At 68.4% G+C, this 19,350-nt stretch carries 19 protein-coding genes; 11 read left to right on the top strand and 8 right to left on the bottom strand.

Annotated elements, in window-relative coordinates; genetic code table 11:
- Positions 1 to 8 precede the first annotated feature (8 nt).
- On the top strand, positions 9 to 509 hold the full coding sequence (locus tag BW41_RS18365; protein ID WP_081793193.1) for a tetratricopeptide repeat protein: 501 nt from the start codon (positions 9 to 11) through the stop codon (positions 507 to 509).
- 2 nt (positions 510 to 511) lie between these two features.
- On the opposite strand, the gene rsmA is transcribed toward BW41_RS18365, so the two are convergent.
- From rsmA to BW41_RS18385, 4 genes are all read right to left on the bottom strand, one after another.
- A complete protein-coding gene (gene rsmA, locus BW41_RS18370; protein ID WP_037536412.1) occupies positions 512 to 1,351 on the bottom strand; it encodes a 16S rRNA (adenine(1518)-N(6)/adenine(1519)-N(6))-dimethyltransferase RsmA in 840 nt (279 codons plus the stop codon).
- A complete protein-coding gene (gene pdxA, locus BW41_RS18375) occupies positions 1,348 to 2,340 on the bottom strand; it encodes a 4-hydroxythreonine-4-phosphate dehydrogenase PdxA (protein ID WP_081793185.1) in 993 nt (330 codons plus the stop codon). The genes rsmA and pdxA overlap by 4 nt, the downstream gene beginning before the upstream one ends.
- Before the next feature lies 1 nt (position 2,341).
- Positions 2,342 to 3,703, bottom strand: a complete 1,362-nt coding sequence (locus BW41_RS18380; protein WP_037536414.1) for a peptidylprolyl isomerase — start codon at positions 3,701 to 3,703, stop codon at positions 2,342 to 2,344.
- Between the two features lie 83 nt (positions 3,704 to 3,786).
- Positions 3,787 to 6,009 (bottom strand): LPS-assembly protein LptD, encoded by a 2,223-nt coding sequence (locus BW41_RS18385; RefSeq protein ID WP_200870473.1) that lies wholly within the window; start codon positions 6,007 to 6,009, stop codon positions 3,787 to 3,789.
- A 178-nt stretch (positions 6,010 to 6,187) separates the two neighbouring features.
- Here BW41_RS18385 and BW41_RS18390 point away from each other — a divergent pair, with 178 nt between their 5' ends.
- The 4 genes from BW41_RS18390 (at position 6,188) to BW41_RS18405 (ending at position 9,148) form a co-directional block, all read left to right on the top strand.
- Positions 6,188 to 7,657: a leucyl aminopeptidase gene (locus BW41_RS18390; protein ID WP_037536418.1), complete on the top strand. Its 1,470-nt coding sequence runs from the start codon at positions 6,188 to 6,190 to the stop codon at positions 7,655 to 7,657.
- A 9-nt stretch (positions 7,658 to 7,666) separates the two neighbouring features.
- Positions 7,667 to 8,107 carry a DNA polymerase III subunit chi gene (locus BW41_RS18395; RefSeq protein ID WP_037536420.1) on the top strand — a complete coding sequence of 147 codons (441 nt, stop codon included), beginning with the start codon at positions 7,667 to 7,669 and terminating at the stop codon, positions 8,105 to 8,107.
- A gap of 97 nt (positions 8,108 to 8,204) precedes the next feature.
- Positions 8,205 to 8,627: a nucleoside-diphosphate kinase gene (gene ndk / locus BW41_RS18400; protein ID WP_037536422.1), complete on the top strand. Its 423-nt coding sequence runs from the start codon at positions 8,205 to 8,207 to the stop codon at positions 8,625 to 8,627.
- Positions 8,627 to 9,148, top strand: coding sequence for a GNAT family N-acetyltransferase (locus BW41_RS18405; protein ID WP_037536424.1), 522 nt, complete (start codon positions 8,627 to 8,629; stop codon positions 9,146 to 9,148). The genes ndk and BW41_RS18405 overlap by 1 nt, the downstream gene beginning before the upstream one ends.
- A 43-nt stretch (positions 9,149 to 9,191) precedes the next feature.
- Here BW41_RS18405 and BW41_RS18410 read toward each other — a convergent pair whose 3' ends face one another.
- The gene (locus BW41_RS18410; protein WP_037536425.1) at positions 9,192 to 9,821 is read right to left on the bottom strand and encodes a carbonic anhydrase; all 630 of its coding nucleotides are present in this window, start codon (positions 9,819 to 9,821) and stop codon (positions 9,192 to 9,194) included.
- A gap of 139 nt (positions 9,822 to 9,960) precedes the next feature.
- Between BW41_RS18410 and lipA the strand changes: the two genes are divergently transcribed.
- The gene (gene lipA, locus BW41_RS18415; RefSeq protein ID WP_037536427.1) at positions 9,961 to 10,896 is read left to right on the top strand and encodes a lipoyl synthase; all 936 of its coding nucleotides are present in this window, start codon (positions 9,961 to 9,963) and stop codon (positions 10,894 to 10,896) included.
- The gene (locus BW41_RS18420) at positions 10,889 to 11,347 is read left to right on the top strand and encodes a type II toxin-antitoxin system RatA family toxin (RefSeq protein ID WP_037536429.1); all 459 of its coding nucleotides are present in this window, start codon (positions 10,889 to 10,891) and stop codon (positions 11,345 to 11,347) included. Before lipA ends, BW41_RS18420 begins: the two co-directional genes overlap by 8 nt.
- Here BW41_RS18420 and BW41_RS18425 read toward each other — a convergent pair.
- The 3 genes from BW41_RS18425 to BW41_RS18435 are packed head-to-tail and all read right to left on the bottom strand — an operon-like array spanning position 11,308 to position 13,450.
- A complete protein-coding gene (locus BW41_RS18425; RefSeq protein ID WP_037536431.1) occupies positions 11,308 to 11,808 on the bottom strand; it encodes a CinA family protein in 501 nt (166 codons plus the stop codon). The two genes, BW41_RS18420 and BW41_RS18425, sit on opposite strands and share 40 nt — an antisense overlap.
- A complete protein-coding gene (locus BW41_RS18430; RefSeq protein WP_037536433.1) occupies positions 11,808 to 12,329 on the bottom strand; it encodes a hypothetical protein in 522 nt (173 codons plus the stop codon). The genes BW41_RS18425 and BW41_RS18430 overlap by 1 nt, the downstream gene beginning before the upstream one ends.
- Positions 12,326 to 13,450, bottom strand: coding sequence for a bifunctional 2-C-methyl-D-erythritol 4-phosphate cytidylyltransferase/2-C-methyl-D-erythritol 2,4-cyclodiphosphate synthase (locus BW41_RS18435; RefSeq protein WP_037536435.1), 1,125 nt, complete (start codon positions 13,448 to 13,450; stop codon positions 12,326 to 12,328). Before BW41_RS18435 ends, BW41_RS18430 begins: the two co-directional genes overlap by 4 nt.
- Positions 13,451 to 13,531: 81 nt before the next feature.
- Between BW41_RS18435 and dusB the strand changes: the two genes are divergently transcribed.
- The 4 genes from dusB (at position 13,532) to BW41_RS18455 (ending at position 19,348) form a co-directional block, all read left to right on the top strand.
- Positions 13,532 to 14,539 (top strand): tRNA dihydrouridine synthase DusB, encoded by a 1,008-nt coding sequence (gene dusB, locus BW41_RS18440; protein WP_037536436.1) that lies wholly within the window; start codon positions 13,532 to 13,534, stop codon positions 14,537 to 14,539.
- 7 nt (positions 14,540 to 14,546) lie between these two features.
- On the top strand, positions 14,547 to 15,599 hold the full coding sequence (locus tag BW41_RS18445; RefSeq protein WP_037536439.1) for a two-component system sensor histidine kinase NtrB: 1,053 nt from the start codon (positions 14,547 to 14,549) through the stop codon (positions 15,597 to 15,599).
- A complete protein-coding gene (gene ntrC / locus BW41_RS18450) occupies positions 15,596 to 17,011 on the top strand; it encodes a nitrogen regulation protein NR(I) (protein WP_037536442.1) in 1,416 nt (471 codons plus the stop codon). Before BW41_RS18445 ends, ntrC begins: the two co-directional genes overlap by 4 nt.
- A gap of 111 nt (positions 17,012 to 17,122) precedes the next feature.
- Positions 17,123 to 19,348: a sensor histidine kinase gene (locus BW41_RS18455; protein ID WP_051583673.1), complete on the top strand. Its 2,226-nt coding sequence runs from the start codon at positions 17,123 to 17,125 to the stop codon at positions 19,346 to 19,348.
- Positions 19,349 to 19,350: the final 2 nt, after the last annotated feature.

Here is a 19,350-nt window from a genome sequence, read left to right on the forward strand (position 1 = left end):
AGACCTTCATGCGCGTTACGTCCGTCGCCCTTGCTGCCGCGCTGACCGTCGTCTGCGTCTCGACCTCGCTCAGCGGCCAGCGTCCTGACGATCAGATCGACGCGCGCTCGCTGCAATTGCTGGCGCAGGGGCGGGCGGCGCGCGCCGCGGGAAATCTCGACGGTGCGACCGACCTGCTCGAAACCGCGGTGGCGGTCGATCCGCGCAACCGGCAGGCGTTCGTCACGCTCGGCGAGGTCGCCGAGGCCCGCGGCCTCCCCGGCAAGGCGATCCGCCTGTATCGCGAGGCGCTGACACTCGAACCCAATGATATCGACGCGCTGCGCGGGCAGGGCGAGGCGCTCGTCGCCAAGGGCGCGGTGGCGATCGCCCGCACCAACCTCGCCAAGATCCGCACCCTGTGCAAAGCGGGCTGTCCCGAGGCGAACCAGCTCGCCGCGGTGATCGCCAAGGGGCCGCCGGTCACCACCGCCTCGGTCGATCCCAAGCCGGCGGTAGCGAAGGAATAGGCTCAGCCGGCGCCGACGACGCGGGCGAGCTCCACGAACTCGGCGACGCTGACCGTCTCCGCCCGCCGCGTCGGATCGACGCCGATCGCCTCCAGCCCGGCCAGTGCACCGGCCACGCCCTTGAGGCTCTGTCGCAGCATCTTGCGGCGCTGGCCGAAGGCGGCGGCGGTCAATCGCTCCAGAACCCGGACGTCGACTCCCTCGGGCGCGGCCTCGGGCACGATATGGACCACCGCCGACATCACCTTGGGTGGCGGCGTGAAGGCGGAACGATGCACCGGCATCGCGATCCGTGCGCTCGACCGCCACTGGCTGAGCACCGCCAGTCGGCCGTACGCATCGTCCCCCGCCGAGGCGACGATCCGCTCGGCGACTTCCTTCTGGAACATCAGCGTGCACGACTGCCACCACGGCTGCCAGTCGGCGGTCAGCCAGCCGACGAGCAAGGCGGTGCCGACATTATAGGGCAGGTTGGAGACGATATGCGGCCGCCCGGCGAACAGCGACGGCGCGTCGATCGTGAGCGCATCCGCCTCGATCACCCGAAGCTTGCCCGGATAGGCCTCGCCCAGCTCGGCCAGTGCGGGGATGCAGCGGTGGTCGCGCTCGATCGCGGTCACGCTTGCGCCCGCGGCGAGCAAGGCACGGGTCAGGCCGCCCGGGCCGGGGCCGACCTCGAGCACCTCGGCACCGGCGAGATCGCCGGGCACCGCCGCGATGCGGCGCAGCAACTGGCCATCGAAGAGGAAGTTCTGGCCGAGCGCCTTGCTGGCATTGAGGCCGTAGCGGGCGATCACCTCGCGCAGCGGCGGCAGGGCGCCGCCCGCCGGGGTATCGCTCATGCGCGGGCGCGGCGGTCCGCCGCCTGGCCCGCCAGAGCGATCGCCGCGATCATCGCGCCGGGATGCGCCCGGTCCTTGCCGGCGAGCGCGAAGGCGGTGCCGTGATCGGGCGAGGTGCGTACGATCGGCAGTCCGAGCGTGATGTTGACGCCTTCGTCGAAATGCAGCGTCTTGATCGGCACCAGCGCCTGATCGTGGTAGCAGCACAGCACCGCGTCATAGCCGGCACGGGCGCGGGCATGAAACAGCGTATCGGCCGCAAAGGGGCCGGTCGCGTCGATCCCCTCGGCACGCAGCTGCGCGATCGCAGGCGCGAGAATGTCGATCTCCTCGCGACCGATCGCGCCGCCCTCGCCGGCATGCGGGTTAAGCCCGGCGAAGGCGAGCCGCGGCGCGGCGATACCGAAATCGCGCGTCAGCCCGATCGCGGTGGCGCGCCCCTTGGCGACGATCAATTCGACCGAGAGCAGCGAGGACACCTGCGCGAGGGGGACATGCGCGGTGATCGGCACGACGCGCAGGCTGGGCCCGGCGAGCATCATCACCGCATCCTCCGCCGCGACGCCGCAGCGGCCCGCGACGAATTCGGTCTGGCCGGGATGATTGAAGCCGATGCCGTATAGTTGCGCCTTGGACACCGGGCCGGTGACGAGCGCACGCGCCGCGCCTTGCCGGACCAGGTCGACCGATTGTTCGAGCGCCTGCAACGCCGCCTGCGCCCCGCCGACCTCGGGTGCGCCGGGCGTCACTTCGCCGGCGTTGCCCGTCGCCAGCACCGGCAAGGCGCGATCGAACACCGCCGCGGCCTCGTCGATCGCCCCGATCGTCTCGATCGGGCCGTTCCATACCCGGCGCACGGCGGCGGGATCGCCGACCAACGCGAAGTGCGGCAGGCTGCGCAAGCCGCGCACCGCCCAGCTCTTGGCGATGATCTCGGGACCGATCCCGGCGGGATCTCCCATGGCGATCGCGAGCGGCGGCTGGCTCATCTCAGCGATACTCGATCACCGCGTCGCGGCGTAGATCGCGCAGCTTGCTCTGCGCGCGCAGATTGACGCGCTGTTGTTCGAGCTGCCCCTGGATCTGCGCGGCACCCGGCACGGCCGATTGCTGCGGATCGTCGCGACCGCACAGGACCAGGGCGCGAACGCCTTCGGTCGGCGAGCCGAATGGCGGTGTCGCCTGACCGACCTGCAGCTTGAGCAGGATCTCCTGCAACTGCGGCGGCAGGTCGCGGATGCGGACCGAATCGTTGTCGACCACCTCGGCGCCGATCGTCGCGGCGACCTTCTCGACCGTACCGCAGCCCTGGATCGACTGGACCGTCTTGGCGAAGGTGGCGGCGCGGGTCTGCGCCTGCGCCTGCGTCGTGCCGGCGGGGAAGGCGACGGTAAGCTGTTTGAGGCTGAGTCGCGCGTCGCGCGGGTCGGCGGCGCCGATCGTGCGCTTGTCGGTGAGATAGAGGATCGAGAAGCCGCCCGGCGTCTCGATCGGCCCGGCGACCTGGCCGACCTGCATCTGCTGCGCCGCATCGGCGAGCGGCTGCGGCAGCGTCACCAGCCGGATCCAGCCGAGATCGCCGCCGACGCCGCGGGTCGACGCTTCCGAATAGTTGCGCGCGAACAGCTCGAACGGCTGCTGCGCCTTCTGGATCTCGCCGATGATCTGCTTGGCCTTGGCGAACACCTCGTTGCGGTTGGCGTCGTTGGCGCTGAGATAGATCTCACGCAGATTATATTCTTCGGTGCCCCGCGCCGCCTCGATCCGCTTCTGGATCGCGCTGACCTCTTCGTCGCCGACGTTGACGAACGGCTCGATCTTGCGGCGCAGGTAGCGGTTCCAGGCCAGCTCGCCCTCGATCGCGCGACGCAGCGAGCGTTCGGACGAACCCGCCTTACGCAGCGCGACACGCAGCTGCGGCACGGTCATGTTGAAGCGCTTGGCGAGCCCCGCCTCGCTCTGGTCGAGCTCGGCGGCGGTGACGGTGACCTCGGCGGTCTTCGCCTCCTGGATCTCGAGCGTCTCGTCGATCAGCTGGCGCAGGATCTGGAGCTTGAACTCGTCGATCTGTTCGGGGGCGGGGCCACGGCCGCCGTTGTTGAAGACCGTCAGCGCGAGCCGCTGATCGACATCGGTGCCGGTGATGACCGTATCGTTGACGATCGCGGTCGGCTTGCGGATGTTCGGATCGAGCTTGCCGAAGATCTGGAGATTGGCCGGAATGTTGAGGTTCGTTTCGGGCACCTGCTGATCGGCGACGGTCTGCGCGACCGCGCCGCTGGCGATCGCCGCCAGCGCGAGCCAGCTGATGGTGCGACCGAGGCGGGCGCTGCGTCCTGTGATCTGCTTCACGTTCTTCCGTTATCCCAAAGCGCGGCGTCGCCTGTCTCGCGACGCCTGTTCCCGGCTATGGCCCGATCGAGCTGAACTGCGGCTTAGCGGCCGAGGTTGGTCAACGCCAGCGTCAACAGGAAGCTGTTGCCCGAGCGGGCGTCGCCGGTGTCCTGATAATCGCGCCGCCAGGTGAAGCCGAGCCGCAGGCAATCGTCCTCATATTGCACGCCGAGGCGATGGCGGATCGGTTCGAAGCCATCGGCGAGCGACAGGGGATCTTCGCTGCGCTCGGTCAGGTCGATCACCGTCGACCCGAACGCCGACCAGAAGCGCGCAAACTGGACGCGCCCCGCGAGCCGCACCTCCTCGCGATCCTGAAGGTCCTCGATCGCGGGGAAGATGTTGCGATTGAGGCGCAGATAGCCGGCGAGCACATAGGTCTGGCTCGAACCGACCGTCGCGTCGACCTCGTTGCGGCGCACCGCGAAACTGTCCTTGTCCAGCCGGTAACGGTGGATGATCGACACGAAGTCGCGCACCCGCAGCGTCGATCGACCGACGATGTCGGAGAACCGGTCGCTGAGCCCGGTACCGACCGGCAGGATCGTCGGCCGTTCGGACAGGCGATAGCTCTGGCCGATCACCGTGTTGAAGGTGATGCCGGGCACCGCCACCGCCCATTCGGCGCCATAGGTGACGCGGCTGCTGTCCTCCCACCGGTCGTATCCGGCGAAGCGGTTGAGCGCGAAGAGGTTCGAATCCTCGAGGTCGACCGCGCGCGCATCCTCGTTGGGGATGTCGAGATTGTTGGTCTTGGGCGTGGCGACGAGCTGCACCCGCGGCGTCAACCGCTGCGTGCCGCCGAGAAACTCGCCAATGAACGGCCATTTGACGTCGACCGCGAGCGCACCGATCGCGCGGGTCTGGAAGCCGTCGAGGCCGCGGTAGCTCGCCACCGTGGTGAGCATCGAATCGTGCGTGTTATAGGCGTCGGCACGGCCATAAGCAGTGAACGTCACCTCCTGGCCCCAATTGGTCAGGCGGCGCAGGTCCCATTGCGCGGCGATGAAGGCGCGCTGCGTATCCTGCCCCTCCGTACGGGTGATCGCGAGCGAATTGGCCTGCAACTGCAGCTTGCCGCCGCCGAGGTCGATCCGCTTGCGGAAGTCGATCTCGGGCAAGGCGATCGGCTGTGTCCCCTGCGGGTCGTTGACGCGCAGCGTCTGGATATACCAGCCGGTCAGCGCGAAATAGGTGTTGGGATCGATCCGCTCGAGCGATGCGGTGGTGCGCAGCCGGTCGTCGCGCGAGATATCGTAGCGGCGCAGGAAGGTGCGATCGCTGGCGATGCGCGCCGAGCCGCTGATGCTCCAATAGGGATCGAGCTGATAGCGTGCGATGCCGTCGATATAGCCGCGGAACGCGCGCTCGGTATCGGTCGGCGTCGTCGTGTTGAGATCGTCGCTGCGGCGGCTTTCGGTCAGATATCCGGTGACCTGGAATGCGCCCTTGGTGCTGAGCGCCTCGTAGCGCGCCTGCATCATCGGCAGCACCGCCGAGAAGATATGCGGGGTGAGGGTCAGCCCCTTGTTGGGCGCCAGCCGAAAATAATAAGGCGTCACCAGTTCGAGGCCGTTGACCCGGTCGAGCTGCAGGTCGGGCGCGAGCAGCCCGCTTTCCGAGCCGCCCCCGGTCGGCATCGAAAAGGCGGGCAGCGGCACCGCCGGCAGGCCGAACAGATGGAATTGCCCGCCGCCGAAATAGACCCGCTCGCGATCCGGGCGGTAGAGGATGCGGACGGCGGTGATCTGCCACGACGGGGTCTTGGGACAGCCTTCGGACGTCTGCACCGCGCAGGGGGTGTAGGCCGCCTTGTCGAGCTGCATCGAGCCGTCGGTGCGGCGCGTGCCGCGCTCCGCCGCCATCCGCCCGCCCTGTTCGAGCACGACGAGCATGTTCTGGACGACGCCGTCTTTCAGCGAATCGGTCAGCTCGATCGAATCACCGTAGGCGACGTCGCCTTGGGGATTGGTGACGGCGATATTGCCGGTCGCGACGACCTTGCCGGTCTTGCGGTTCCAGACGACCTTGTCGGCGCGCAGCCGGTCGCCCTGCCGGAACATCCGCACCTCGTCGAGCGCGGTGACGATATCGGCGTTGCTGTCATAGTCGAGGCTGCCGGCGCTGAACTGCACCTGATCCGCCGTCGCCGGCGTCGCCAGCGCGGGATCGTTGGCCGGCGGCGGCGCGACCGGGCGATCCTGCAGGTCCTGTGCGCCTGCCGGCGTAGCGAACAGCGCGGCGGCGAGCGCACAGCCGGCCATAAGGTCGAAACGCAACACGATAATCCGAATACCCTTTCGGCGTGGCCGGCGTCGCCCTGAACGACGCCGGAGCCGCGCACCGCCTATCGCATCACCCGCACGGCGCTGCAATCGTTGTGCTCGTCGCACCGCGACCTTAGATCATGCGCCTATTGTCAGTGCCAGGAAGTGTTCCGTTATGCAGATTGCCTTCTCGTCCGATCGTTCCACCGCCGCCATCACCGCGCTGCCGGTGGAGAAGGACCTCGCCGGCCGCGGCAGCTGGGCGGGGCTGGGCGAGGGGCATCAGGCGCTGGCCAGCGCCGCGGCACAGGCGGCGCGCTTCGACGGCGAGGCCGGCGCGATCGTCGACCTGTTCGTCGGCGAGGGCGATACCCACCGCCGCGTGCTGCTCGTCGGCGTCGGCAGCGGCAGCGAGGCGGATTGGGAGAAGGCCGGCGGGGCGTTGACCGCCAAGCTGCTCACCTCGGGCGCGACCGAACTGACCGCTGATCTTGCCTCGGTCAGCCCGACCGCCAAGGCGGTCGCGCGCTTCGCCGCCGCCGCCGCGCAGCGCGCCTGGCGCTTCGACCAATATCGCACCAAGCTGCCCGAGAAGCAGAAGCCGACGCTGACCCGGCTGACGATCGTCGGCGCACCCGATGGCACCGAAGCGGCGTGGAGCGCGCAGCAGGCCGTCACCGAAGGGCTGACGCTGACCCGCAACCTCGTCGCGGCGCCGCCGAACATCCTCTACCCCGAAAGCTTCGTCGAACAGGTGCGCGCGAGCGTCGAGGGCCTCGGCCTCGAGATCATCACCGTCGACGAGGCGGAGATGGCGCAGCACGGCATGGGCGCCCTGCTCGGCGTCAGCCAGGGGTCGGTGCGGGAGGCCCGCATCCTCGCGCTCCGCTGGAACGGTGCCGGCGAGGGCGATCCAGCGGTGGCGCTGGTCGGCAAGGGCGTCACCTTCGATACCGGCGGCATCTCACTCAAGCCCGGCGCGGGCATGGAGGACATGAAGTGGGACATGGGCGGTGCCGGCGCGGTCGCGGGGACGATGAAGGCGCTCGCCGCGCGTAAGGCGAAGGTCAATGTCGTCGGCGTGATGGGGCTGGTCGAGAATATGCCCGATGGCAATGCACAGCGTCCGGGCGACGTCGTCACCTCGATGTCGGGGCAGACGATCGAGATCCTCAATACCGACGCGGAGGGGCGGCTGGTGCTTGCCGACGCGATCACCTGGACGCAGGCGACCTTCCGCCCGAAGGCGATCATCGATCTGGCGACGCTGACGGGGGCGATGATCGTCAGCCTCGGCAACGAATATGGCGGCCTGTTCGCCAATGACGACGGCCTGGCCGATGCGCTGCTCGCCGCGGGACTGGCGACGGGCGACAAATTGTGGCGCTTCCCGCTGTCGGACACGTACAACAAGCTGATCGATTCGCCGATCGCCGACATGAAGAACGTCGGTCCGCGGGGCGCCGGCTCGATCACCGCGGCGCAGTTCATCCAGCGCTTCGTCGACGAGGGCGTCGCCTGGGCGCATCTCGACATCGCCGGCATGGTGTGGAGCGACAAGGCGGGCGCGACCTATGACAAGGGCGCGACCGGTTACGGCGTGCGGCTGCTCGATCGCGTCATCGCCGATCGTTTCGAGGGCTGAGGCTGGCCCATGCAGGTCGATTTCTACCACCTTACCGCGACCCCGCTCGATCGAGCGTTGCCACAGATTGCGGCGAAGGTGGTGGAGGGCGGCCAGCGGTTGCTCATCGTCAGCGCGCGGGCGGAGCAGCGTGCCGGCATCGACCGGCTGCTGTGGAGCTATCGCGCCGACAGTTTCGTGCCGCATGCACAGATCGGGGCGGGGGATGACACGCGCCAGCCGATCCTGATCGCCGACGACGTGGTGGCGGCCAATGCCGCGCGCCACGTTGCGTTGGTCGACGGCGAATGGCGGGAGGCAGCGCTCGACTTCGATCGTGCCTTCCACTTCTTCGAGGACGAACATATCCGCAGCGCGCGCGAGGCGTGGCGCGCGCTCGGCGGCCGCGACGGGATCGAGCGGCGATATTGGAAGCAGAATGACGCCGGCCGCTGGGAGCAGGCCGCCTGAGCCGGACCGCTCAAGCCGAACCGGTTGCAAACAGGCCGCCCCGCGACTAGGGCTCCGCGACTTCCACGATTGCCCAAGACAGGAGCCCGTGACCATCATGGCCGCGAACCGTACCTTTTCGATCATCAAGCCCGATGCCACCCGCCGCAACCTGACCGGCGCCGTCACCAAGATGCTCGAAGAGGCCGGCCTGCGCGTCGTCGCGTCGAAGCGCATCCAGATGACGCGCGAGCAGGCCGAGGGCTTTTACGCCGTGCACCGCGAGCGTCCGTTCTTCAACGATCTGGTCAGTTTCATGATCTCCGGCCCGGTCGTCGTCCAGGTGCTCGAGGGCGAGAATGCGATGCAGCGCAATCGCGACATCATGGGCGCGACCAACCCGGCGAATGCCGAGCCGGGCACGATCCGCAAGGAACTCGCCGAATCGATCGAGGCGAACACCGTTCACGGTTCGGATTCGGACGAGAATGCCGAGATCGAGATCGCCTATTTCTTCAAGCCCGAAGAGATCGTCGGCTGATGCACTGGCGGCTGCGGCGCGCGTCCCCCGCGGATGCGCCTGCGGTCGCGCTGGTGGCGGGCGCGAGCTTCCTCGCGACCTTCGCCGGCATCCTCGACGGGGCGGACATCGTCGCCCATGTCGCGAAGAACAGCTCGGTCGAGGCGTTCAGACGCTGGATCGCCGACCCGGCGAGCGTCGTGACGCTCGCCGAACATCCCGACGGCGCCGCGCCGGTCGGCTATACGATGCTGACTGCCCCCGATCTGCCGATCCCGGCAGGACCGCACGATATCGAACTCCGCCGTATCTACACCTTGCCCGTCGCGAGCGGCACGGGGCTGGGCGCGTTGCTGATGGCGCGGGCAGTCGAGGACGCACGGGCGCTGAGCGCGACCCGCATGCTGCTCGGAGTCTATGGCGGCAATAGGCGCGCACGACTGTTCTACGAACGCCAGGGCTTCGAGCTGGCGGGTCGGCGCCAATATCAGGTCGGCGCTACCTTGCACGACGATGTCGTCTATGCGCGGGACATCGGCTGAGATCGTGAACGGCGGCGCCCCTGCGGAGCGCCGTCGGCTTTGATCACGCCGGAGCGAAGACCCCGTCGTCATCCATCACGTGCAGCACGCCGTCCGCGATCGCGAAATAGGCGCCGCGGAGCTTGAGCTTGCCCGCAGCCTCGCGCTCGGCGACGAAGGGGAAGGTGCGCAGGTTGGCGAGACTGACCCGCACCGCCTCGTGCTCCAGCTCGCGCTTCGCCTCAGCGCCTTCGCCGAATTCGGCCTTCACCTTGTCGCGAGCCGCGTCGAGCAGACCGACCCAGTCGGAAATGAAGCCGCCGTTGCCCTTCTCGCGCCCGGCAAAGCCGCCCGACAGTGCCGCGGCGCAGCCACCGCACGAGGCGTGGCCCATCACCACCACCTCGGGCACCTCGAGCTGCGTCACCGCGAACTCCACCGCGGCGGAGACGCCGTGGAAACCCTTGTTCGTTTCGAACGGCGGGACGAGATTGGCGACGTTGCGCACGGTGAAGATCTCGCCCGGCGCGACGTCGAAGATCTGCATCGGATCGACGCGGCTGTCCGAACAGGCGATCACCATCACCTTGGGATCCTGTCCCTGGCTTAGCTGGCTCCAACGCTCGCGCTGCTCGGTCCAGCCCTTGTCGCGGAACCGGCGATAGCCTTGGACCATGTCGGCGAAGTCGGTCATTGTACCTCCAATTAGCGTCCGTTTCGGCAGCTATAACGCACATTTATCCGGTGTGTGCCGGCTATGGCAGGCGGGCAAAGCTTCTTCACAAACGGCATGATGGTTGTTCACAAACCATGGAGTCGCTATCTCGCGGATCATGAACGAGATGACTCCGCTCGCCCGTCCGGAACGCCAGCGCAAGCCCGACTGGATCCGCGTCAAGGCGCCGACCAGCGCCGGCTTCGCCGCGACGCGCGAACTGATGCGGTCGAAGAGCCTGACCACCGTCTGCGAGGAGGCGGCGTGTCCGAACATCGGCGAATGCTGGTCGAAGAAACATGCGACGGTGATGATCCTCGGCGACACCTGCACCCGGGCCTGCGCCTTCTGCAACGTCAAGACCGGCATGCCGCGCGCGGTCGATCCGATGGAGCCCAACAACGTCGCCGACGCCGCGGCGCAGATGGGGCTGGAGCATATCGTCGTCACCTCGGTCGATCGTGACGATCTGCCGGACGGCGGTGCCCAGCAGTTCGTCAAGGTGATCGAGGCGATCCGCCGCGCCAATCCGCGCACGACGATCGAGATCCTCACCCCGGATTTCCGCAACAAGCACGAAGCCGCGGTCGAGGCGATCGTCGCCGCGCGCCCCGATGTCTACAACCACAATCTCGAAACCGTGCCGCGCCTCTATCCGACGATCCGTCCCGGCGCGCGTTACTATGCCTCGATCCGCCTGCTGGAGAGCGTCAAGAAGCTCGATCCGTCGATCTTCACCAAGTCGGGCGTGATGCTCGGCCTCGGCGAGCAGCGGCTGGAAGTGCATCAGGTGATGGACGACATGCGCTCGGCGGACATCGACTTCCTGACGATGGGGCAATATCTCCAGCCGACGCCGCGCCATGCCAAGGTGGCGGAGTTCGTCACGCCCAAGGCGTTCGACAGCTATGCCGCGATCGCGCGCGCCAAGGGCTTTCTGCTCGTCGCCTCGTCGCCGCTGACCCGGTCGAGCTATCATGCCGGCGACGATTTCGCCAAGATGCGCGATGCCCGCGCCGCTAAGCTCGCCGGGAAGACGCTCGAACGTGCCTAAACACGCCGAGACCCGGCATCTGCCGTACACGCCCGAGCAGATGTTCGACATGGTCGCCGACGTGAAGCGCTATCCGGAGTTCCTGCCCTGGGTCAGCGCGATGCGCGTCCGCCAGGACAGCGACACCGCGACGCTCGCCGACATGATCGTCGGCTTCAAGGGGCTGCGCGAGACGTTCACCTCGAAGGTGGAGAAGGTGCGGCCCGACAGCGTCCATGTCGAATATATCGACGGGCCGCTCAAATATCTGCACAACGACTGGCGCTTCCGCGCCGAAGAGGGCGGCTGCGCAGTCGATTTCGCGGTCGACTTCCAGTTCAAGAACCGGATGTTCGAGATGCTCGCCGGCCAGGTGTTCGGCGTGGCGTTGCGGCGGATGATCGGCGCGTTCGAGGATCGCGCCAAAGTGCTTTACGGCAACAGCAACTCGAGCGCGACCAGCGCCGCTTGAAGCCGGATGCCGCCGCGGCCGAGGTCGCCGAACGCCTTGCGGTCGGCATGGACGTCCGACGGATCGCCGCCCTTCTCCGCTCGTGCGAAGACGACGGTGCCGACCGGCTTCTTGACCGATCCGCCGCCCGGCCCGGCGACGCCGGTGATCGCCACCGCGACATCGGCGCCGCTGTTGGCGAGTGCGCCCTGCGCCATGCTCCACGCCACCGCGATCGACACCGCGCCGAACGTCTCCAGCACGTCGCTGTTGACCTTGAGCAGCTTCATCTTGGCGTCGTTCGAATAGGTGACGAAGCCGGCGCCGAACACGTCGGACGCGCCCGGCACTTCGGTGATCGCCGCGGCGACCAGCCCGCCGGTGCAGCTTTCGGCGAGCGCGACGGTGCGGCCCGCGGCGCGGTTCGCCTCGACGACGCGTGTGGCGGCGTCGATCAATTCACGGGGTAGCAGCGTATCCATCAGCGCGAACCCTCCGGGCAGAGCGGCAGGTCGGGCACCGCGCTCGCCTTGCCTCTGGCCTTCTGCTCCTTAAAATAGCGCAGGGTGGTGACGATCACCGCCGCGGTATTCTGCGGCGGCAGCGGCGCGAGCGGCGTCACGAAACGGTCGATCGTGCCGCAATCGGCCGGGTTGATCCGCCCGACCAGCAAGGGCGCGAGCGCCGCCGTGAGCAACGGGCGGGCGAACTCCGACTGGAGCAGCGAATCGATCATCGGATCGGACAATTTGACGATCGCCGCCCGCGCGTCCGGCCAGGCGCGATCCGCCGCTGCCTGATAGCGGCCGAGGAATTGGCTGTCGGTGCGGCGGATCAGGCTCGACGACGGCAGGCGCGTCGCGCAGATGATCCCGGTCTGCTGGATGATGTCGGGCAGGGCGACGAGCGTCATCGCCTCCGCCTCGGGTGTCGTGATGCACCGGGTCTGCGCCTCGGCGGACGAGGCGGCGAGAAGGCCGACGATGGCGAGCAGCGCTCTCATCGCGGCAGGCTCACGGTGGCGACCGCCTGTGCGGCAATGCCTTCGCCGCGGCCGGTGAAGCCGAGCCGTTCGGTCGTCGTCGCCTTGATGCTCACCCGGTCGATCGACAGGTCGAGCAGCGCCGCGATCCGCTCGCGCATCACCGCGCGGTGCGGCCCGATCTTCGGCGCCTCGCAGATCAGCGTCAGGTCGACGAAGTCGATCCGCCCGCGGCGCTCCGCGATCAGCGTCGCGGCATGTTGGAGGAATTGCGCCGAATCGGCCCCCTTCCATTGGGGATCGGAGGGCGGGAAGTGGGTGCCGATATCGCCCGCGGCGATCGTGCCGAGCAGCGCATCGGTCAGGGCATGCAGCGCGACATCCGCGTCGCTATGACCCGAGAGGCCCTTGTCGTGTGGGATCAGCACGCCGCCGAGCCAGAGTTGCTCACCGGCCTCGAGCCGATGCACGTCGAAGCCGGAGGCGCTGCGTGACTCCCATTGCACGCGCGCCTCGGCGGCGGCGAAATCTTCCGGATGCGTTACCTTGTCGAGCATCGCATCGCCCTGCACCAAAGCGACGCTGCCGCCAAGTCGCTGCACCATTTGCGCATCGTCGGTCGCCTCGTCGTCGGCGGGCCAGGCCGCATGCGCGGCGCGCAGCGCTTCCGTGCGGAAGCCTTGCGGCGTCTGCACGCGCGACAGGCCGTCGCGCGGCACCACCGTGCCGTCGCGCACCAACGTGTCCGCCACGGCGATCGCCGGGATGACACCGTCCGCCGCATCGAGCGCGGCGACGACCCGATCGATCACCGCGGCGGGCACGAACGGCCTTGCCGCATCATGCACCAGCACCCGCGCGCCGGTGACCGCGGCAAGGCCCTTCGCCACCGACTCGCGCCGCGACGCGCCGCCCGTCACCAGCGTCACCGCGCCCAGCGCCGCCTGCGCCAGCGGCTCGGCGCCGGGGGCGATCACCACCACCACCCGATCGATTGCGGGATGGTCGGCGAAGGCGGCGTAGGCATGGGCGATCAGCGGCTTGCCGGCGATCGTGGCATATTGTTTGGGCAAGGCCCCGCCGGCGCGCACGCCGCTGCCCGCCGCCACGATCAGCGCCGTCGTATAAGCTCGTTCGGTCATCGCCCCATCCTAGCCCGCCGCCCGCGACCTTGCCAGCACCGCGGCAAGTCGCTAGGGCGATGCCTGTTTTTCAGGCAGATCATGGCAGCTCTTTCGCCCATCCAGATCGGTCCCGTGCGGATCGACACCCCCGTCATCCTGGCGCCGATGACCGGCGTCACCGATATGCCGTTCCGCACGCTCGTCCGGCGCTACGGCTCCGGCCTCAATGTCACCGAGATGATCGCCAGCCAGGCGGCGATCCGCGAGACGCGCCAGTCGATCCAGAAAGCGGCCTGGCATCTGTCCGAAGAGCCGGTGTCGATGCAGCTGGTCGGCTGCACCCCCTATGAGATGGCGGAGGCGGCGAAGCTCGCCGAGGATCGCGGCGCGGCGATCATCGACATCAACATGGGCTGCCCGGTGCGCAAGGTCACCAACGGCGACGCGGGGTCGGCGCTGATGCGCGACCCTACGCTCGCCGCGCAGCTGGTCGACGCGGTAGTCAAGGCGGTCAAGGCGCCGGTGACGCTCAAGATGCGGATGGGCTGGGACCTCGACAGCCTCAACGCGCCCGAGCTGTCCCGGATCGCGCAGGATCTCGGCGTCCAGCTCATCACCGTCCACGGCCGCACCCGCAACCAGATGTACAAGGGCAGCGCCGACTGGCGCTTCATCCGCACCGTCAAGGATGCGGTCAGCATCCCGGTGATCGCCAATGGCGACATCTGCTCGATCGAAGATGCGGTCGCCGCGCTCGACCAATCGGGTGCGGACGGCATCATGATCGGCCGCGGCGCATACGGCCGGCCGTGGCTGCTCGGTCAGGTGATGGAATATCTCGCCACCGGCACGCGTCGCGCCGACCCTTCGCTCGACGAGCAATATCGCGTCATCAGCGAACATTATGACGCGATGCTCGATCATTACGGCAGCGTCACCGGCGTCAATATGGCCCGCAAGCATATCGGCTGGTACACCAAGGGGCTGACCGGATCAGCCGAGTTCCGCAATACGGTCAACCAGCAGCCCGATGCGGCGGTGGTCAAGCGGATGCTCGCCGACTTCTACGCGCCGCTCCGCGACCAGCCGATCGCGCAGGCTGCCTGACCGCGTGATGACGCCGCACAGCGGCTATGCCTCGGGTCGCCCCGGTTTCGCCGAGCTGTTCGGTGCGCTGCCGGTCGCGGTGATCGTCATCGATCCGGACGATCGCATCGCCCATGCCAATGCCTTCGCAGAGCAATTGCTCAACCTGTCCGAGCGGGTGATGCGCGGCCAGCCGCTCGCCGCGATCCTGCCGCCGCCGGCTGCCGACGATCGCCGCGAGGGCGGCTTCGCTTATTATGACGCCGAGATCGCGACGCCGCACGGCCCCAAGATCCGCGTCGACTTCGTCGAGGCGGCCGTGTCCGATCATCCCGGCTGGCGCGCCATTACCCTGCACAGCGCGGCGACCACCCGCGGGCTCGCCCAGTCCGGCGGCGGGGCGCGCGCGGCGAGCGGCGCTGCGGCGATGCTCGCCCATGAGATCAAGAACCCGCTGTCGGGCATCCGCGGCGCGGCGCAATTGCTCGGCACCGGCGAACTCACCACGCTGATCGTCACCGAGGTCGATCGCATCGCCGCGCTGATCGACCGGATGCAGGATTTCAGCGACACCCGCCCGCTGCCGATCCATGGCGAGAATATCTACCCGTTGCTCGGCCATGCGCGCCGGCTTGCGCTCGCCGGTTTTGGTCGCGGCGTGACGATCGAGGAACGGTTCGATCCGTCGCTGCCCGATGCGGCGATCAACCGCGATGCGCTTCTCCAGATCCTCATCAACCTGCTCAAGAATGCGGTGGAGGCGTGCCGGACCGAGCGCAACCCGCGCATCCTGATCACGACGGCCTATCGTCACGGCATGTCGGTCGCCGCCGCCGCGGGCCGACCGCGCACGCCGTTGCCGATCGAGATCTGCGTGACCGACAACGGCCCGGGCGCGCCGGCCGACATCGCCGACCATCTGTTCGACGCCTTTGTCTCGGGACGGCCGGAGGGGCAGGGGCTCGGCCTCGCCCTGGTCGACAAGCTGATGCGCGACATGGGCGGCATCGTCCAATATGCCCGCGAAGGAACCCCCGAAATGACGACGTTGCGCCTCCTGCTGCCGCGAGCGACGCTGTGAGCCGTGTCCTCGTCGTCGACGATGATGCCGCGATCCGCACCGTCGTCGCGCAGGCGCTGCGCCGGGCCGGTCATGACGTCCAGACCGCCGAGACGCTGGCGCAGCTCGACCGGATGCTCGCCACCCGCGTGCCGGACGTGCTGATCACCGATGTCATTTTGCCCGACGGCGACGGCATCGCCCGTGCGCAGGAGATCGGCGAGCGCCTGCCGCAATTGCCGGTGATCATCCTGTCGGCGCAGAACACGCTGACCACGGCGGTGCGTGCGGCCGAGGTCGGGGCTTATGAATATCTCCCCAAGCCCTTCGACCTCGACGATCTGACCCGCGCGGTCGCCGGCGCGCTGGCGCGCGGCGCGGTGATGCCGCAGCCCGAGGCGGGGGAGGACCCCGCCTTGCCGCTGATCGGTCGCTCGCCGGCGATGCAGGACGTCTACCGCATCATCGCGCGGGTGCTCTCGAACGATCTGACCGTGCTGATCTCCGGCGAGTCGGGCACCGGCAAGGAATTGGTCGCCCGCGCGATCCACGATCTCGGCGCGCGGCGGGCGGCGCCGTTCGTTGCAATCAACATGGCCGCGATTCCCCGTGAGCTGATTGAGGCGGAGCTTTTCGGCCATGAGCGCGGCGCCTTCACCGGCGCCGCGGTGCGCAATGCCGGCCGGTTCGAACAGGCGGCCGGCGGCACCCTGTTCCTCGACGAGATCGGCGACATGCCGATGGAGGCACAGACGCGGCTGCTGCGCGTGCTCCAGTCGGGTGAATTCACCACGGTCGGCGGTGCGCGGGCGATGCGTGCCGATGTCCGCGTCGTCGCGGCGACCAACCGCGATCTGACGACGCAGGTCGCGTCGGGCCAGTTCCGCGAGGATCTGTTCTACCGCCTCAACGTCGTGCCGATCGCGCTGCCCGCGCTGCGCGAACGGCGGCAGGACATCCCGCTGCTCGCCCGCCACTTCCTAGAGAGCGCCGCGGCGCAGGGACTGCCGCGGCGCCAGCTCAGCGATGCGGCGCAGGCGGCGCTGACCGCGCACGACTGGCCGGGCAATGTCCGCGAGCTGGAGAATCTGATGCGGCGCCTGGCGGTGCTCGCCCGCGACGAGCTGATCGACGCGGCGACGATCCGCGATCTGCTCGGTGCGCCGGGCGGCGCGGGGGAGGCGGCCGATCCGGGCATCGCCGAGGCGGTCCGCCATCTCGTCGAGCGGATCGCGCGCGAGCGCCCCGACGCGCTAGACGACGGCAGCCTGTACGATCGCGTCATCGGCGAGGTCGAGCGACCGCTCATCGCCGTGATGCTCGCCCGTCACGGTGGCAATCAGCTCCGTGCAGCGCGTGCGCTCGGCCTAAACCGCAACACGCTGCGCAAGCGGCTCGACACGCTCGGGATCAGCGCACGCACCGACGAATGAGGGGCGGCGGGGCCGGCCGCTAGCGTCGTTCGTCCCGGTGTCACCACAAACCACCGGCAACGCCAAATTATGTGGTTTCCGTGCAACAATCCACGTTGTACGATGGCGACAATGAACGCGGCCGTCACGCCCGATCTGATCGAATCCCTCCCGGATCGCCGGCTGCGCATCACGCCCGCCGTCGAGGCGTTGGTGCTGGCGCTCGCCATAGCGATCGCGACCGCCACCTATTTCATCATCACCGGCAGCAGCAAGCCGGCCCAGCCCCTGTCACCGCCGGCGATCGCCTCGTTGCTCGTCGCCAATCTGGTGCCGGGTATCGCGCTGCTGATGCTCGTCGGGCGGCGTATCGCGCGGCGGCGGGCCGCGGCGTCGCTCGTCGGGGGCGAGGGCGTGCTGCACGTCCGCCTCGTCGCCATCTTCTCGATCATCGCCGCGGTGCCGGCATTGCTCGTCACCATCTTCGCCTCCCTGCTGTTCCAGATCGGCGTCGAATTCTGGTCGTCCGATCGCGCGAGCGGCATGATCGAGAATGCGCGGACCCTGGTCGGCGAGAACTATCAGCGCGAGGCCAATCGCGTCATCTCGCAGGTCCAGGCGATGAGCGGCGACCTCGCCGTCGATTTGCAGGGTCATGCGATCGACAGCGCCTATTTTCAGCAGGCGCTCCTGATCCAGACCTATCGCCGTGAACAATCGGAGGCGATGATCATCCGCCGCGGCGAGTCCGATCCGCTGATCGTGCTCAACCCCTATGGCAAGCCGCTGCGGAACCTCGTAACCCCGGCGGTGGAACAGGCGCTCGATACTGGCGCCGGCTTCGTCGTCATCCGCAGCGACGACCGGATCGGTGTGGTCGTGCCGATCGCTTATGGCAAAGGCGCCTATCTCTATTCGGCGCGCATCTTCGATCCGCAGCTTGCCAGCCAGCTGCGCCGCGGCGACGCGATCATCCGCGACTATCAGGCGCTGCAAAGCCGGTCCCGGTCGCTCCAGCTCAAGTTCAATGCGGCCTTGCTGATCGTCTCACTGCTGATCGTCGGTATCGCCGTCTGGGCGGCGCTGGCTGTCGCCGATCGCCTTGTCCGTCCGGTCGCGGAGCTCGTCGGCGCCGCGCGTAAGGTCGCCACCGGCGATCTCACCGCGCGCGTCCCCGATCCGCGCCGCAAGGACGAGGTCGGCACGCTCGCCAATGCCTTCAACCAAATGACCGGTCGACTGCAGGAGCAGAACAGCGCCCTGGTCAGCGCCAATGATCAGCTCGACAATCGCCGTGCGCTGATCGAGGCGGTGATGGCCGGGGTTTCCGCCGGTGTCATCGCCACCGCCGAAGACGGGACGATCCGCATCGCCAACCGCTCGGCGACCGAATTGATCGGCACCGGCGCCGATGGTCTGATCGGCCGCCCGCTGAGCAGGATCGCGCCCGAGCTCGCCGAACTGGTCGACGGCGACATGCGCGAGGCGATCGTCCAGGTCATCCGCAGCGGCGACACGCGGACGCTTGCCGTGCGGATCGCGCGGACCGACGCCGGGCCGATCCTGACCTTCGACGACATCACGCAGCAGCTGCTCGACCAGCGCCGCGCCGCCTGGTCCGACGTCGCGCGCCGGATCGCGCATGAGATCAAGAACCCGCTCACCCCGATCCAGCTCGCCGCCGAGCGGCTCCAGCGCCGCTACGGCAGCAAGATCGACCCCGAGGACACGACCTTCGCGCGGCTGACCGACACGATCGTTCGCCAAGTCGGCGACCTGCGCCGGATGGTCGACGAGTTCAGCTCCTTCGCGCGCATGCCCAAGCCGGTGTTCCGCGAAGAGTCGCTGGTCGACATCGCCCGACAAGCATTGTTCCTGCACGAGGTCGCGCATCCGTCGATCCGCTTCACGCTCGATCACAGCCTGCCGGCGCCCGCGCTGGTCTGCGACCGGCGGCAGCTCGGGCAGGCCTTCACCAACATCGTCAAGAATGCGGTCGAGGCGATCGAAAGCAAGGGCGATGCGGGCGGCAGCGTGACGATGCGCGTTGCCGAGGAGGATGCGGTGATGATCGTGGAGGTCGCCGACACCGGCGTCGGACTGCCGCCCGATCGCGACCGGATCGTCGAACCCTATATGACGACACGCGCACGGGGCACCGGGCTCGGCCTCGCGATCGTCAAGAAGATCGTCGAGGAGCATCACGGCATGATGACCTTCGCCGACCGCGACGGCGGCGGCACCATCGTCCGCATGACCTTCGACGCCGCCGCTCTCGCCGCCCTCGACCAGGGGGCCGCCGCGCCCGAGCCCGCCGGCGACGGCCAGCTCGCCGCCCTTACTCGTAATCGGAATTAATT

The sequence above is a fragment of the Sphingomonas sp. RIT328 genome (assembly GCF_000632225.1).
Taxonomy (GTDB): Bacteria; Pseudomonadota; Alphaproteobacteria; order Sphingomonadales; family Sphingomonadaceae; genus Sphingomonas; species Sphingomonas kyungheensis.